10 protein-coding genes are annotated in these 14,274 nt (G+C 53.5%); 8 read left to right on the top strand and 2 right to left on the bottom strand.

Features of this window, described 5'->3' with window-relative positions; genetic code table 11:
• The first annotated feature begins 160 nt into the window (after positions 1-160).
• The 3 genes from dnaN to gyrB all read left to right on the top strand — a co-directional run bounded on the left by dnaN (position 161) and on the right by gyrB (position 4,980).
• Positions 161-1,279, top strand: coding sequence for a DNA polymerase III subunit beta (dnaN, locus tag K355_RS0120215; RefSeq protein WP_022733984.1), 1,119 nt, complete (start codon positions 161-163; stop codon positions 1,277-1,279).
• A gap of 63 nt (positions 1,280-1,342) precedes the next feature.
• Positions 1,343-2,503, top strand: a complete 1,161-nt coding sequence (gene recF / locus K355_RS0120210) for a DNA replication/repair protein RecF (protein WP_022733983.1) — start codon at positions 1,343-1,345, stop codon at positions 2,501-2,503.
• 20 nt (positions 2,504-2,523) lie between these two features.
• Positions 2,524-4,980 (top strand): DNA topoisomerase (ATP-hydrolyzing) subunit B, encoded by a 2,457-nt coding sequence (gene gyrB, locus K355_RS0120205; RefSeq protein WP_028791804.1) that lies wholly within the window; start codon positions 2,524-2,526, stop codon positions 4,978-4,980.
• A 97-nt stretch (positions 4,981-5,077) separates the two neighbouring features.
• Here gyrB and rhaI read toward each other — a convergent pair whose 3' ends face one another.
• On the bottom strand, positions 5,078-6,376 hold the full coding sequence (gene rhaI / locus K355_RS0120200) for an L-rhamnose catabolism isomerase (protein WP_022733981.1): 1,299 nt from the start codon (positions 6,374-6,376) through the stop codon (positions 5,078-5,080).
• A gap of 44 nt (positions 6,377-6,420) precedes the next feature.
• Positions 6,421-8,523, bottom strand: a complete 2,103-nt coding sequence (locus tag K355_RS0120195) for a bifunctional rhamnulose-1-phosphate aldolase/short-chain dehydrogenase (RefSeq protein WP_022733980.1) — start codon at positions 8,521-8,523, stop codon at positions 6,421-6,423.
• A 217-nt stretch (positions 8,524-8,740) separates the two neighbouring features.
• On the opposite strand from K355_RS0120195, the gene K355_RS0120190 reads away from it, so the two are divergent.
• The 5 genes from K355_RS0120190 (at position 8,741) to K355_RS0120170 (ending at position 14,273) form a co-directional block, all read left to right on the top strand.
• The gene (locus K355_RS0120190; protein ID WP_022733979.1) at positions 8,741-9,547 is read left to right on the top strand and encodes a DeoR/GlpR family DNA-binding transcription regulator; all 807 of its coding nucleotides are present in this window, start codon (positions 8,741-8,743) and stop codon (positions 9,545-9,547) included.
• 68 nt (positions 9,548-9,615) lie between these two features.
• Positions 9,616-10,602: a rhamnose ABC transporter substrate-binding protein gene (gene rhaS / locus K355_RS0120185; protein ID WP_022733978.1), complete on the top strand. Its 987-nt coding sequence runs from the start codon at positions 9,616-9,618 to the stop codon at positions 10,600-10,602.
• Between the two features lie 148 nt (positions 10,603-10,750).
• Entirely contained in the window at positions 10,751-12,238 is a 1,488-nt protein-coding gene (locus K355_RS0120180; protein ID WP_022733977.1) for a sugar ABC transporter ATP-binding protein, read from the top strand.
• A 2-nt stretch (positions 12,239-12,240) separates the two neighbouring features.
• Positions 12,241-13,233 (top strand): ABC transporter permease, encoded by a 993-nt coding sequence (locus K355_RS0120175; RefSeq protein WP_022733976.1) that lies wholly within the window; start codon positions 12,241-12,243, stop codon positions 13,231-13,233.
• Positions 13,230-14,273, top strand: coding sequence for an ABC transporter permease (locus K355_RS0120170; RefSeq protein WP_022733975.1), 1,044 nt, complete (start codon positions 13,230-13,232; stop codon positions 14,271-14,273). Before K355_RS0120175 ends, K355_RS0120170 begins: the two co-directional genes overlap by 4 nt.
• Position 14,274: the final 1 nt, after the last annotated feature.

The following is a 14,274-nucleotide window of genomic DNA, read 5'->3' as shown; positions in this document are numbered from 1 at the left end:
GACTCCTTTTATTTGCTTGGGTTTAGGCCGTAAAAATCCTTCGATTTCCCGACATGCATGTTATAATGCCTCTTCCTCACCCGTAAGGGTGGGGGTCAGGTGAGAAAACCTATTAAAAATCAAGTTGTTAAACCAATACTGACAGACGGATAGGACGGGCATGAAGCTGACCATCGAACGCGCGGCTCTGTTGAAATCGCTGACCCATGTTCAAAGTGTGGTCGAACGCCGCAACACCATTCCGATTCTGTCCAATATTTTGCTGCGGGCAGAGAACGACCAGCTTTCCCTGACCGCCACGGATATGGACCTTGAGGTCGTTGAAACAACGATCGCGGAAGTTGCCGAAGCTGGCGCGACGACCACGCCCGCACATACCCTGTATGAAATCGTCCGCAAGCTGCCGGAAGGCTCGCAAGTGCAAATCTCGCTTGAGCCGGGCGCAGGTCGTTTGACCCTGTCGGCCGGTCGGTCGAAGTTTAATCTCGCCGTGCTGCCGGTCGATGACTTCCCGGTCATGTCGGGTGGCGATCTGCCGGTCAGCTTTGGTCTGGCTGCTGCGGAACTGCGCGGCCTGATTGATCGTGCGGAATTTGCGATCTCGACCGAAGAAACCCGCTATTACCTCAACGGGATTTATTTCCACGCCACCGACGCCGAAGGCACCAAAATCCTGCGCGCGGTTGCGACCGATGGCCACCGTCTGGCGCGTGTCGAGGCACCGCTTCCTGATGGGGCGGAAAACATGCCCGGTGTCATCGTTCCACGCAAAACCATTGGGGAATTGCGTAAACTGATTGATGAAACCGGCGAGGCAGTTGATATCGCCATGTCTGATACCAAAATCCGTTTTGGTTTCGGTAAGGCGATTTTGACCTCTAAACTGATCGATGGGACCTTCCCCGATTACGAGCGCGTCATTCCATCGGGCAATGACAAAACGCTTGATATCGAGTGCAAAGGCTTTGCCGATGCGGTTGACCGTGTTTCGGCGATTTCGATTGAAAAATCGCGCGCGGTTAAAGTTGTCCTTTCGGGCACGACCCTGACCCTTTCGGCATCAAGCCCGGAACACGGAACTGCGTCCGAGGAACTTGAAATCAATTATGACGCCGAGGACATTGAAATCGGCTTTAACTCGCGCTATTTGCTCGACATCGCAAAACAGGTCAAGGGCGATACGCTCAACCTTCTGATGTCGGACGGATCGTCGCCGACCATCCTTCGCGATACCGATGACCTTTCGGCATTGTATGTTCTTATGCCGATGCGTGTTTGACGGTAAGCGCACAACACAGTGGCTGTTCTTGCCAATAACCTCATGCCAAGAGACGGTGCGTCGATGACAAACCGTCTCGCAGTTTCCCGCATCCAGCTGAGCGAATTTCGCTGTTACGAAAGCTTGCGGCTATCGTTAAACAGCACGTCGGTTGTGTTGACGGGACCAAATGGGGCGGGCAAGACCAACTTGCTTGAGGCGGTGTCGCTGTTGTCGCCAGGCGGCGGTTTACGCCGCGCCAAACTGGGTGAAATTGCGCGGAACTTTCCCGCAAATCCGGATGGTGAAACCCGCGCTTGGGCCGTCTCGGCCGATCTGGAAACGCCAGATGGTGCCTTTCAGGTCGGAAGTGGTCTGGATCCGGCAGCCCTTGCACAGGGACGCGAACGTCGGGCGGTCCGCATTGACGGCGAAACAAAACGCGGTCAGGCATCCTTGGGGCGGGTCTGTGCCGCTGTGTGGTTAACGCCGCAAATGGATCGTTTGTTTCTGGACGGACCATCCGCGCGGCGGCGGTTTCTGGATCGGCTGGTCTATGGCCTTGATCCGGAACACAGCAGCCGGGTTGCCGCCTATGAGCATAGCCTGCGCAGTCGCGCAAAACTGCTTAAGGAAGGCAAGGGCGACGATAAATGGCTGGCCTCTATCGAAGACTCGATGGTGCGCCACGGGATCGCGGTTGCCGTCGCCAGAGCCGACCTTCTGGCGCGCTTAAGCCGGGCGGGGACCATGGCGGTTGGACCGTTTCCCGCTGCGCGCATGGCGCTGGCAGGTGATCTTGAAAACTGGCTGGAAAATCTTCCGGCGGTTGAGGTCGAAGATAAAATGCGGGCGGCATTGCGCGACGGACGGTCACGTGATGGTGCCTATGGCGGGGCGATTGTTGGCCCGCAACGCAGTGATCTTTTGGTGTGGCACGATGCAAAGGGCCAGTCCGCAGATCAATGTTCCACCGGGGAACAAAAAGCGTTGTTGTTGGCAATCATCATGGCCAATACCCGCTTGCAGACAAAAGCACGCGGGGCTGGCCCGCTGCTGTTGCTTGACGAGGTGGTTGCGCATCTGGATGCAGAACGTCGCAAACACCTGTTTGATGAAATCGTGGCGCTTGGCGTCCAAGCCTGGATGACAGGTACGGACCGGGCGCTGTTTGAAGGTTTGGACGGTCGTGCGCAATTTTTCCGCGTGGAAGATGCCACACTGACCCTAGAAACCACTCCGTGAATGCCGAGGTTGTTGACGCTATGACCAACGAAACAGAAGCCCCGAATACTGCCGAAGTCGTGCAGGAGTACGGTGCAGAATCGATCAAGGTTCTCAAAGGCCTTGAAGCGGTGCGTAAACGCCCGGGCATGTATATCGGTGACACCGATGACGGAACCGGTTTGCATCACATGATCTATGAAGTCGTCGATAACGCGATTGACGAAGCCTTGGGCGGGTATTGTGACACCGTCTGGGTACAGCTCAATGGTGACGGCTCGGCGACCATCCGCGATAACGGTCGTGGTATCCCGACCGACATGCATAAAGAAGAAGGCGTGTCCGCGGCCGAGGTCATCATGACCCAGCTTCACGCCGGCGGTAAGTTTGACCAAAACTCCTATAAGGTTTCCGGTGGTTTGCACGGGGTGGGCGTTTCCGTTGTCAACGCGCTCTCGACCCTTTTGAAATTGCGCGTCTGGCGCAATGGCAAAGAACACTACATGGAATTTTCCGGTGGAGATGCGATCAAGCCTTTGGAAGTTGTCGGCGACGCGCCGCTGACCGAAGACGGCAAACCACTTTCCGGGACCGAGGTAACTTTCTATCCAGATGGTGAAATTTTCACCATGACGGATTTTGATCTGCCGACCCTTGAGCACCGTTTGCGCGAATTGGCGTTCCTGAACTCTGGCGTGATCTTGACGCTTCGTGATGAACGAAGCGGCGAGCCGGTCGAACAAAAGCTGCATTACGAAGGTGGTATTCGGGCCTTTGTCGAATATCTTGATCGCAACAAAGCCCGTCAGATCGAAGAAGCCATCGTCATTGTCGGCGAAAAAGACGGCATCACCGTCGAAGTGGCGTTGCAGTGGAACGACAGCTATCACGAAACGACGCTGTGCTTTACCAACAACATCCCGCAGCGTGACGGTGGGGCGCATATGGCCGGTTTCCGTGCTGCATTGACCCGTCAGATCAATTCTTATGCGCAGGAAAGTGGTATTGCGAAAAAGGAAAAGGTCAATCTGTCGGGCGATGATGCGCGTGAAGGCCTGTCCTGCGTGATTTCGGTCAAGGTTCCTGATCCGAAATTCTCTTCCCAGACCAAAGACAAACTGGTGTCTTCTGAAGTCCGCCCGGTTGTTGAAAACATCGTCAATGACAAGCTGGCACAGTGGCTTGAAGAACATCCGCAAGATGCGCGCAAGATCGTCGGCAAGGTGGTCGAGGCCGCATCCGCACGTGAAGCCGCCCGTAAGGCACGTGAGCTGACGCGGCGTAAGGGTGCGCTTGATATTTCGTCACTGCCGGGCAAACTTGCCGATTGTCAGGAACGCGATGCGTCCAAAGCCGAACTGTTCATCGTGGAGGGTGATTCCGCAGGTGGTTCGGCCAAACAGGGCCGTGAACGTGGTTTCCAGGCGATTTTGCCGCTGCGTGGTAAAATCCTAAACGTTGAACGTGCGCGTTTCGACAAAATGCTTTCAAGTCAGGAAATCGGTACCCTGATTACCGCGATGGGCACCGGGATCGGGCGCGACGATTTCAATATTGAAAAAGCCCGCTACCACAAAATCATCATCATGACCGATGCTGACGTCGATGGCGCGCACATCAGAACCCTGCTGTTGACCTTCTTCTATCGTCAAATGCCTGAACTGATCGAACGTGGCTATCTCTATATCGCCCAGCCACCGCTCTATCGCGCCAAGCGCGGTAACTCGGTCCAGTACCTTAAGGGCGACCGGGAAATGGAACAGTACCTGACCGCACAGGGTACTGAAGAAGCAGTTCTGACCCTGACCGGTGGTGTACAGGTTGCCGGTCCTGATCTGGTGCGGGTGGTCGAACTGGCGCGCAAAGCCAAGTCGCTGCTTGAACCGCTGTCGCTCAAACTGCCGATTTCGGTTCTGGAGCAGGCAACACTTGCAGGCGCACTCAACCCGGCCTTGCTTGATGACGATGCCAAGCGCCGCGAAGCCGCAGAAACGCTGGCCAAGCATCTTGATAGCCTCGAAGAAGATTACGACCGTGGCTGGCACGGCGAAGCCCCGCAGGACGAAATTGTTCTGTGGCGTATGTTGCGCGGTGTTGAGCAGCGCCACGTGATTGATGGCAATATTCTACGTTCCGTCGAAGCCCGCGCCCTTGCCGGTATTCTGGGCGAATTGCGTGAACTCTTTGAAAAGGGTGCCGAATTCGTTGCCAAGGACAAAAGCTGGAAAATCAACGGTCCGGTCGATCTGGTCAACGCGGTGATGGAATTTGGCCGTCGTGGCATTTCTGTACAGCGCTATAAAGGTCTGGGGGAAATGAACCCCGATCAGCTTTGGGAAACCACGCTCGACCCGAATGTGCGTTCCCTGCTGCAGGTCAAAGTCAATCACGCCGATGAGGCCGAAGAAGTCTTCTCGACCCTGATGGGTGACGTGGTTGAACCGCGCCGCGACTTTATTCAGTCGAATGCGCTTAAGGTCGCAAACCTCGACGTGTGACGTCACACGAAGAACAAAATCCAAAAAGGCCGAAGACTTCTGTCTTCGGCCTTTTTGGTAGCTAACCCAATTGCTTGGGATAGAGAGCTTAGTAGCATTAGACGATCCCGCCTCCGCTTCCTTTGCTTGCCGGGCGTTGTTTGCCGACAGCATCGCGATAGCCTGCCTTGCGAAAGGCAACAATCGGATCAATTGCGCCACCGGCTTTCTGGCGCGCCATGGCAAGGATCGGCGAGACGTCGGTGTTGTAGGCTGACTTCAATGTTCGATTGGCCATCATTACATCATTCTCGTCCTGATACCCTGCCAATGCAGAATGGTCGACCAGCAATGCCTGTACATAAGCACGCTGAACTTCTATCGCGCTGGAAATCAGACTTTCAATCGGATCGGTCACATTGTGCGATTGATCAAGCATATAAGCCGGATCAAACTTTTCCGGGGCATGGCGTTCAGCATCGACCAGTTCGTTAAAGACGAGGAAAAGCTGATAGGGATTGATTGATCCGCTATCAAGATCATCATCGCCATACTTGCTGTCATTGAAATGGAACCCGCCCAGCTTTCCAAACTGGAACAGGCGCGCGACAATCATTTCAATATTCACATTTGGTGCATGATGGCCGAGATCAACAAGGCAGGATGCTTTGGGACCCAGTTCGGTCGCCGCCAGATAGTTGCTGCCCCAATCCTGAATCACGGTTGAATAGAAGGCCGGCTCAAAGATTTTGTGTTCAATGAACAGTTTCCAGTCATCGGGCACCCCGGCATATACCGATTTCATTGCACTAAGGTATCGTTCAAAACTACGGGTGAAGCTTTGCTGACCGGGGAAGTTCGTGCCATCTCCGATCCAGACCGTAAGCGCCTTTGACCCAAGCTTCTGGCCGATTTCAATGCATTCAAGATTATGGGCAACTGCTTGTTCGCGCACGGCGGCATCACTATGGCTAAGACTGCCGAACTTATAGGATTGGCTCTGAGCGTCCTGATCCTGAAACGTATTGGAATTCATCGCATCAAAACCAAGCCCGTATCCCGATGCCGCTTCACGCAGTTCTGAAAGTTCGTCGACCTTGTCCCACGGGATATGGAGTGACACGGTCGGCGTTGCCCGACCCAGTTGCTGAATAACCGCACAGTCGGCCAGCTTTTCATAAATATTGCGTGGTTCACCAATCCCCGGGAAACGCGCAAACCGCGTGCCCCCGGTGCCGACGCCCCAAGATGGAATGGCCACCGCAAAATTCATCGCGGCCTTGGTCAAGACGTCAATATCGATTCCGCGGCGCGAAAGCTGCGCACCAAGCGCGGTATAATCGCTTTCGAGTGCAGAAATTTCGGCATCATTTTGCTCGGCAATCAGGTCGGCCGAAATTGGTGCCTTTACGGACATTTTGCTTCCTCCCGGACTGTTCTATTGTTCAGCCCTGTATTTGTTTAACGCGTGAATGACGGTGCATGACCAGCATCAACATTAACCACATTGCCTGTCGATTTTGCCGCATTGTCCGATGCAAGGAAATAGATCGCCTCGGCAATGTCTTCGGGCAGAACATTCAGCTTCAGCATGCTGCGCTGACGGTAATGTTCTTCAAGCTGATCGGGCGCCATGTCATAGGCTCTTGCCCGCTGTTCACGCCATTCACCGGTCCAGATTTTCGACCCGCGCAGGACCGCATCCGGATTAACCACATTCACGCGAATGCCAAACGGTGCACCTTCCAGGGCAATACAGCGCGCCAACTGGATTTCCGATGCCTTTGCCGTACAATAGGCCGATGCACCGGGCGATGCCACAAGGCCGTTCTTTGATGCGACAAACACCATGCTGGCCGGACGTTTTTGCAATTTCATGATCTTGAATGCTTCGCGCGCCACAAGGAAATATCCGGTCGACAGAATGTCCATATTGCGCTGCCAGACTTCAAGACTGGTTTCATCAATCGGGGCGGCCGATGAAATACCGGCATTGGACACCAGAATATCAATCCCGCCAAATTCGGCGCAGCTGTCATGCATCAGTTTGATGACGGATTCTTCACTGGTGACATTGACCGGAAGGCCGCGCACCTGATCCTTGCCAAACACCGATTGCAGATCGCTAACAGCTGCTTTAAGGCCGTCTGCATCAATGTCACAGGCAACGACACAGGCCCCTTCCTGCAACAAACGACCACAAGTCGCCTTGCCAATACCACCGGCCCCACCGGTGACAACCGCCACACGACCGGCAAGGCTTTTGGGTTTGGGCATGCGTTGCAATTTGGCTTCTTCAAGCAGCCAGTATTCGATATCAAACGCTTCCTGTTCATCAAGCCCCATATAGGTGCTGACGGTATCGGAACCGCGCATCACATTGATCGCATTGACGTAAAATTCACCGGCGATCCGTGCGGTGGCCTTATCCTTGGCAAAGGACAGCATGCCAACACCGGGGATCAGGTAAATCACCGGGTTCGGGTCACGCATGCCCGGGCTGTTATCGTGCTTGCAACGGTCGTAATAGGATTTGTAATCTTCGCGATAGGCGCTAAACGCATCCCCCAATCCTTCGATCACTGCATCAAGATCTGGCTTTGCAGGATCAAGATCAATGATGATCGGGCGGATTTTCGTGCGCAGGAAATGATCCGGGCAGGATGTCCCAAGACTTGCGAGTGCTTCGAGTTTATTGGAGTTAACAAATTCCAGTACCGCGTCGCTGTCGTTGAAATGCCCGATTTTACGTTCGCCCGCATCAATGAAACTGCGAATACGCGGCATCAGGGTTGATGCAATCGAACGGCGCGTTTGCGCATCAAGGCTTTGATGGCGGACCCCGCCAAAGATTTCCGCACCACGTGTTTTCGCATCAAACCAGGCAATTGCCTTGTTAATGATCTCGACTGTGGTGTTGTAACTTTCTTTGGAACTGTCGCCCCAGGTAAACAGACCGTGGCTTTCAAGAACGACCCCTTTGCTATTGGGGTTGTCGTTGAAATATTGCTCTAACATAAGACCAAGCTCATAGCCCGGTCGTTTCCATGGCAACCAGCCAATGTCATCGCCAAAGATTTCCTGTGTCAACGCGCGACTATCCTTGGAGGCGGCAATGGCAATCACGGCATCAGGGTGCATATGATCAACATGCGGTTTGTTGATATAGGCATGAAGCGGGGTATCAATGCTGGCCGCACGCGGATTAAGATTAAACGTACAATGGGGCAGATAAGCCACCATTTCGTCTTCGAACTCTTCACCGCGATAGAGGCCTTTGAGTGCGCGCAGCTTATCCATATAAAGGGTCGAAAACCCGTCGAGCTTCATGCTGCCGACGTCACCACCTGATCCCTTGACCCAAAGAACTTCTACTTCTTCGCCACCCAGTGGGTCTTTTTGCCAGACCTTGGCTGACGTGTTCCCGCCACCAAAATTCGTGATACGCAGATCCGAACCCAGCAGGTTGGAACGATAAAGCAGTTTTTCCGGCTCGCTTAGACCCGCCGCGTGTTTCGCGTCCCATTTGTTCGGAAGAAGAGTATCAGAAGGAACAGATGACATGATCCTATAACCTATCACTTGGACGTTACACATGGCGGTCTGCTAGAAATGCGATTGCCGCCTCCCATTTTTTCCAAGCAAGTAAACCGGTTTTCAATCACAGTCAATCATAAACGATCATTTTCTTTCAATATTGCATCGCAATATGATCAATTATGACATTTTATGTTTGACAATGATCGAAATTGAGCGAATATCAGGCAACCGGAGAGCACACATGCACGAACGTGAACGACATAGATTGATTTTGCGCGCAGTCGGGGAACGCCCGGTTGTCACGGTCGCCCAGCTTGTCGATATGCTGGACGTTTCCGAAGCGACCATTCGCCGCGACATTGGCGCCCTTGATGATGACGGCAAACTGCGCCGCATCCGAGGCGGGGCCGAGGCGATCAATCCTGTCAAAAGCCAACATCTGCTTGGGCGTCCGTTCTTTGTCACCAAGACACTGAATGTTGCGCAAAAATCGGCCATTGCCGCAAAGGCGGTTGAGCTGTGCGAAGAAGGTGACTCCATCATCATTCACGGTGGGTCAACCACCTATCAGATGGCGCCGATGCTGAAATCCACAAAGATGCAGGTTCTGACCAACTCGTTTCCGCTGGCCGACTTTTTAATGAAGCACAGCGAAAACAGCGTGGTCGTGCCGGGCGGGACGATTTACCGCGAACAGAACATTATCCTCAGCCCATTTGAAAGCGATGTGATCCACAATTTTTATGCCTCTAAGGCATTTGTCGGCGCACAGGGCATCAATGCGATGGGGCTGATGGAAAGCGACCCCATGATCATCCAGTCCGAGCAGCGCCTGATTGCGCAGGCCGAAAAACTGGTGGTCATGATCGACAGTTCGAAATTTACCCAGCGCAGCAACATGTTCCTGTGCCGCCTGGATAACATCGATACCTTGATCACCGATGACGGCATTCGTGACGAGGACCGCGCCATGATCGAACGCGCGGGCATCAATCTTGTCGTCGTCGAACCAAGGCAGGAAGAGGACCACAACACGGCAAGCGCATAACAGAGGGGACACAAAGAGCCCCCGCACCTGCCAAAAATAAAACCAAAATCAATCATGGAGGAAACGTTATGAAGTTCAAAAAGTCTCTGATGGCTGCGGCCATTTTTGCCATGGGAATGGCATCTGTATCGGTACAGGCCGCCGACCCGGTTCGGGTTGGTCTTGTTGTCAAATCACTTGGCAATGGTTTCTTTGAAGCGGCCCGTGATGGCGCAATGGAAGCCGCCAAAGAAATCGGCAATGCCGAGGTCATCTATACCGGCCCGACATCCACGACTGCCGAAGGCCAGATCGAAAGCATCAACTCACTGATGGCCCAGCGCGTCGATGCGATTGCCGTTTCGGCAAACGACCCGGACGCACTGGCACCGATCCTTAAACGTGCAATGGATCGCGGCATCAAGGTAATTTCATGGGACAGTGGCGTTGCCGATGATGCACGCATTGTTCACCTGAACCCGTCAAGCAACCCGTTGATTGGTGCGATGTGCATTAAACTTGCTGCTGATGTTGCCGGGGACGCTGGTGGCGAAATGGCAATCCTGTCTGCGACGCCAACCTCGACCAACCAAAACATCTGGATCGACGAGATGAAGAAAGTGCTGCCGGATTACAGCCAGCTTAAACTCGTTGACACCGTCTATGGCGATGACCTTGCCGATAAATCCTATCGCGAAACCGTCGCGTTGCTGAAGAAATACCCGGATCTCAAAGTCATTGTTGCACCAACCTCTGTTGGCATTGTTGCCGCCGCACAGGCAGTTGAAGATCAGGGTAAAGTCGGTGATGTCTTTGTCACCGGTCTTGGTCTTCCGTCCGAACTTGCCGGTCATGTTGATGCCGGTTCGGTCAAAAGCTTTGCCATCTGGAACCCGATTGATCTGGGATATTCGGCAATGATGATTGCCTATCAATTGACCCAGAATGACGAACACATGTCGATCAAAGCTGGTCGCATGGGGGCCATCTCATTCGACAAGGATGGCAATGGTGCGATGTCCGATCCGTTCGTTTACGACGCATCGAACGTGCACAAGTTCGCCGACATTTTCTAGGACGAACCACGGAACTGGCGGAAATACTTTTCTCCCTGAAGATGTTTCCGCCGCCCTTTTTTCCTTTATCGCATTTTTCAGGCACACTGGGTTTCTGCCCTGCACCTGAAACAGAATTTCCTGTCTCTGAGTTAAAGGCTTGAGAAGCATGAACAGGCCTGTTCTTGAACTGCGCAATATTTCCAAGACATTTCCCGGTGTAAAAGCGCTCGACAGTGTTGAACTGCAACTTTATCCCGGTCAGGTCACCGCCCTGATTGGCGAGAATGGCGCGGGAAAATCAACATTGGTCAAAGTGCTGACCGGCATTTATGCGCCCGATGGTGGCGAAATTCTGATTGATGATGCGCCTGTGACAATGCAGGCCGCGACCGATGCCAAACGCCACGGCATCTCGGCCATTCATCAGGAAGCTGTCATGTTTGATGAACTGACGGTGACCGAAAACATCTTCATCAACAATCAGAACCGCAACATTTTCGGTCTTCTTGACTGGAAGCTGATGCGTAAACGCGCCAAAACGCTTCTGGAATATCTTGATGTCAATGTAGACCCGAACATCCCGTTGCGCGAACTGAGCGTTGCGCACAAGCATCTGGTGTCTTTTGCCGCGGCCCTTTCGGTCAGTTCCAGCATCGTCATCATGGATGAGCCAACCGCATCCCTGTCCCATCATGAAATTCAGGAACTTTATCGTCTGGTGCGCCGCCTGCGCGACGAAGGCAAGGCCATCCTGTTCATCAGCCACAAGTTCGACGAGATTTTCGAAATTTGTGATCGCTATACCGTTTTCCGCGACGGCCAGTTTGTCGGATCGGGTGGCATCGCCGATGTCACACAGGACGATCTGGTCGCCATGATGGTCGGCCGCACCGTCAGTCAGATCTATCCGAAAGAGCAGACCACGATTGGCGACACTGTCATGTCCGTCAAAGGCTTGTCGCACCCGAGCGAGTTTGCCGATATTGATTTCGACCTGCGCAAGGGCGAAATCCTTGGCTTTTATGGTCTTGTCGGGGCCGGACGCAGCGAAGTCATGCAGGCCTTGTTTGGCCTGACTCCGACATCCTCGGGCAGCATGGAGCTTAATGGCAAACCCTTCAAACCACGGACCCCGGGTGATGCGGTTGATCAGGGACTTGTCTATGTCCCTGAAGATCGCCAGCATCAAGGGGCCATTCTGACCCTTCCGATTTTTCAGAACATCACCCTGCCCCAGCTTGGCGGCTTGTCCCGGTCCGGTTTTATCGACATGGCCCGGGAATATGACGTTGCCCGTGAATATGCCACACGTCTGCAACTCAAAGCATCGAGCCTAAGCGAGAATGTCGAAAACCTGTCGGGCGGCAATCAGCAAAAAGTCGTCATCGGCAAGTGGCTCGCGACCAATCCAAATGTGATAATTGTCGATGAACCGACAAAGGGGATCGATATCGGCTCCAAGGCGGCCGTTCACAAATTCATGGGCGAACTGGTCGCGCAGGGGTTATCGGTCATTATGGTGTCATCCGAATTGCCCGAAGTGATGGGCATGGCGGATCGGGTCATCGTTATGCACGAAGGCCGCATTGCTGCACGCTTTGAACGTGATGACATGACCGCCGAGGCCATCGTTACCGCCGCGACAGGAGCCTGAATATGAAAAACACGTCTCTTCTCGGCAAAATGATCTCGCATCGCGAATGGCTGCTGGGGGCCATCATCGTCTTGATGTTGATGGGTGTCGGCTATATCGCGCCGTTCTTTGTGACTCCAGGCAATCTGGCCGAAGCATTCGATGACACATCGATTCTGATCATGCTGGCCTGTGCGCAGATGCTGGTGATCCTGACGCGCTGCATTGATTTGTCGGTTGCCTCCAATATTGCCCTTACCGGCATGTGCGTCGCGCTCTTTAACGTCGCTTATCCCGACACTCCCGCACTCGTCACCCTGATTCTATCGATTGGTATCGGGATTGTACTGGGTGCTTTTAACGGGATTCTGGTTTGGCTAGTGGGTATTCCATCGATCGTCGTGACTTTGGGCACCATGAGTGTTTATCGCGGATTTGTCTTTTTGATCAGCGGCGGCGAATGGGTCAATGCCCATGAAATGACGCCACAATTTCTGGCCCTGCCACGCGCGACATTTCTTGATCTGACGGTGCTGTCATGGATTGCGATTGCCGTCACCTTGGCGCTGTTTGTCTTTACCCGTTTTACCAAGACCGGCTTGTCGATCTTTGCCGTCGGCGGCAATCCAAAGGCCGCTGTCTATAGCGGGATTAATGTTGGCAAATACCAGTTCATCACATTCTGTATTTCCGGTGCGGTTGCTGGTATGTGCGGCTATCTTTGGGTCTCGCGCTATGCCGTTGCCTATGTCGAAGTCGCTGTTGCCTTTGAACTTCAGGTGGTCGCGGCTTGTGTCATTGGCGGCATCAGCATCGCCGGGGGCATTGGTACGATCTGGGGCGCAGCCCTTGGGGCGATCTTCCTTGGCCTGATTAAGAATGCGCTGCCGGTGATTGGCATTTCACCGTTTTGGCAGTTGGCGATTTCCGGTCTTGTTATCGTTCTGGCCGTGATCATTAATTCGCGCAGTGAGAAATGTGGCGGGCGCCGAATCTTGCGGGAGGCCCACCAATGATGAACGAAGAAGTATTGAAACATCCCATGACGAAGGACATCAAGGATCTCCCCGACAACCTAAATGGTGACTGGCGCAATAAACTGATGCGTTGGGAAACCCTTTTGATGGTGTTTGTCGCGATTGCGTTTTTCACCAATACGCAAATATCGCCCTATTTCCTTGATCCATGGAGCCTGTCGGATGCGACGTTCAACTTCACCGAAAAGGCGATCATTGCCTTACCGATGGCGTTGTTGATCATTGCGCGCGACATTGATCTTTCGGTGGCATCGACCATCGCACTGGCATCGGTTGCCATGGGGTTTGCCAATACAATGGGGGCAGGTCCGATTGAGCTTGCCCTGATCGGCATGGCGGTTGGAACCGTAGCCGGTTTTATCAATGGCTGGATCATTACCAGGTTCGATATTCCGGCAATCGTGGTGACCATCGGCACTATGAGCCTCTATCGCGGTATTGCCTATATCGTGCTTGGCGATGATGTCTATCGCAGCTATCCGTCTGACTTTGCCTTTTTTGGGCAGGGCTATGTCTGGGGTGTGCTGTCATTTGAATTTCTGTTGTTCCTTTGTCTTGCGGTTGTGTTTGGGATTTTGCTGCACAAAACAACCTTTGGCCGGCGCGTCTATGCGATTGGCAACAATCCGACTGCGGCGCTGTTTTCGGGCATAAATGTCAAACGCCATCGATTGTTTCTGTTTACGCTTGTCGGGCTTTTTGCTGGTATTGCCGCAGTGCTTTTGACATCGCGCATCGGCTCAACCCGCCCGTCGATTGCAATGGGCTGGGAACTTGAAGTCATCACCATGGTTGTTCTGGGTGGGGTGAATATCCTTGGCGGTGCAGGCAGCATTGTCGGGGTGTTTATTGCGGTCTTCCTGATGGGGCTTGTCACCTTCGGCATGGGTTTGATGAATGTACCGGGCATCGTGATGTCGATCTTTACCGGTTGCCTTCTGATCCTTGTGATCGGCACACCGATCATCTGGCGACGCTTTTTGAATGCGCGCAAAATGCGATCAAATTCCGGGGAATAGT

This window comes from Thalassospira lucentensis MCCC 1A00383 = DSM 14000, assembly GCF_000421265.1.
In the GTDB taxonomy this organism is placed as follows: domain Bacteria; phylum Pseudomonadota; class Alphaproteobacteria; order Rhodospirillales; family Thalassospiraceae; genus Thalassospira; species Thalassospira lucentensis.
This window is presented reverse-complemented; position numbering and strand designations above follow the sequence as displayed.

Excerpts from the sequence above, each read along its gene's own strand:
- rhaI (WP_022733981.1), bottom strand. The coding sequence starts at position 6,376 with ATGTCCGTAAAGGCACCAATTTCGGCCGACCTGATTGCCGAGCAAAAT.
- gyrB (WP_028791804.1), top strand. The coding sequence starts at position 2,524 with ATGACCAACGAAACAGAAGCCCCGAATACTGCCGAAGTCGTGCAGGAG.
- K355_RS0120180 (WP_022733977.1), top strand. The coding sequence starts at position 10,751 with ATGAACAGGCCTGTTCTTGAACTGCGCAATATTTCCAAGACATTTCCC.
- rhaS (WP_022733978.1), top strand. The coding sequence starts at position 9,616 with ATGAAGTTCAAAAAGTCTCTGATGGCTGCGGCCATTTTTGCCATGGGA.
- recF (WP_022733983.1), top strand. The coding sequence starts at position 1,343 with ATGACAAACCGTCTCGCAGTTTCCCGCATCCAGCTGAGCGAATTTCGC.
- dnaN (WP_022733984.1), top strand. The coding sequence starts at position 161 with ATGAAGCTGACCATCGAACGCGCGGCTCTGTTGAAATCGCTGACCCAT.
- K355_RS0120175 (WP_022733976.1), top strand. The coding sequence starts at position 12,241 with ATGAAAAACACGTCTCTTCTCGGCAAAATGATCTCGCATCGCGAATGG.
- K355_RS0120190 (WP_022733979.1), top strand. The coding sequence starts at position 8,741 with ATGCACGAACGTGAACGACATAGATTGATTTTGCGCGCAGTCGGGGAA.
- K355_RS0120195 (WP_022733980.1), bottom strand. The coding sequence starts at position 8,523 with ATGTCATCTGTTCCTTCTGATACTCTTCTTCCGAACAAATGGGACGCG.
- K355_RS0120170 (WP_022733975.1), top strand. The coding sequence starts at position 13,230 with ATGATGAACGAAGAAGTATTGAAACATCCCATGACGAAGGACATCAAG.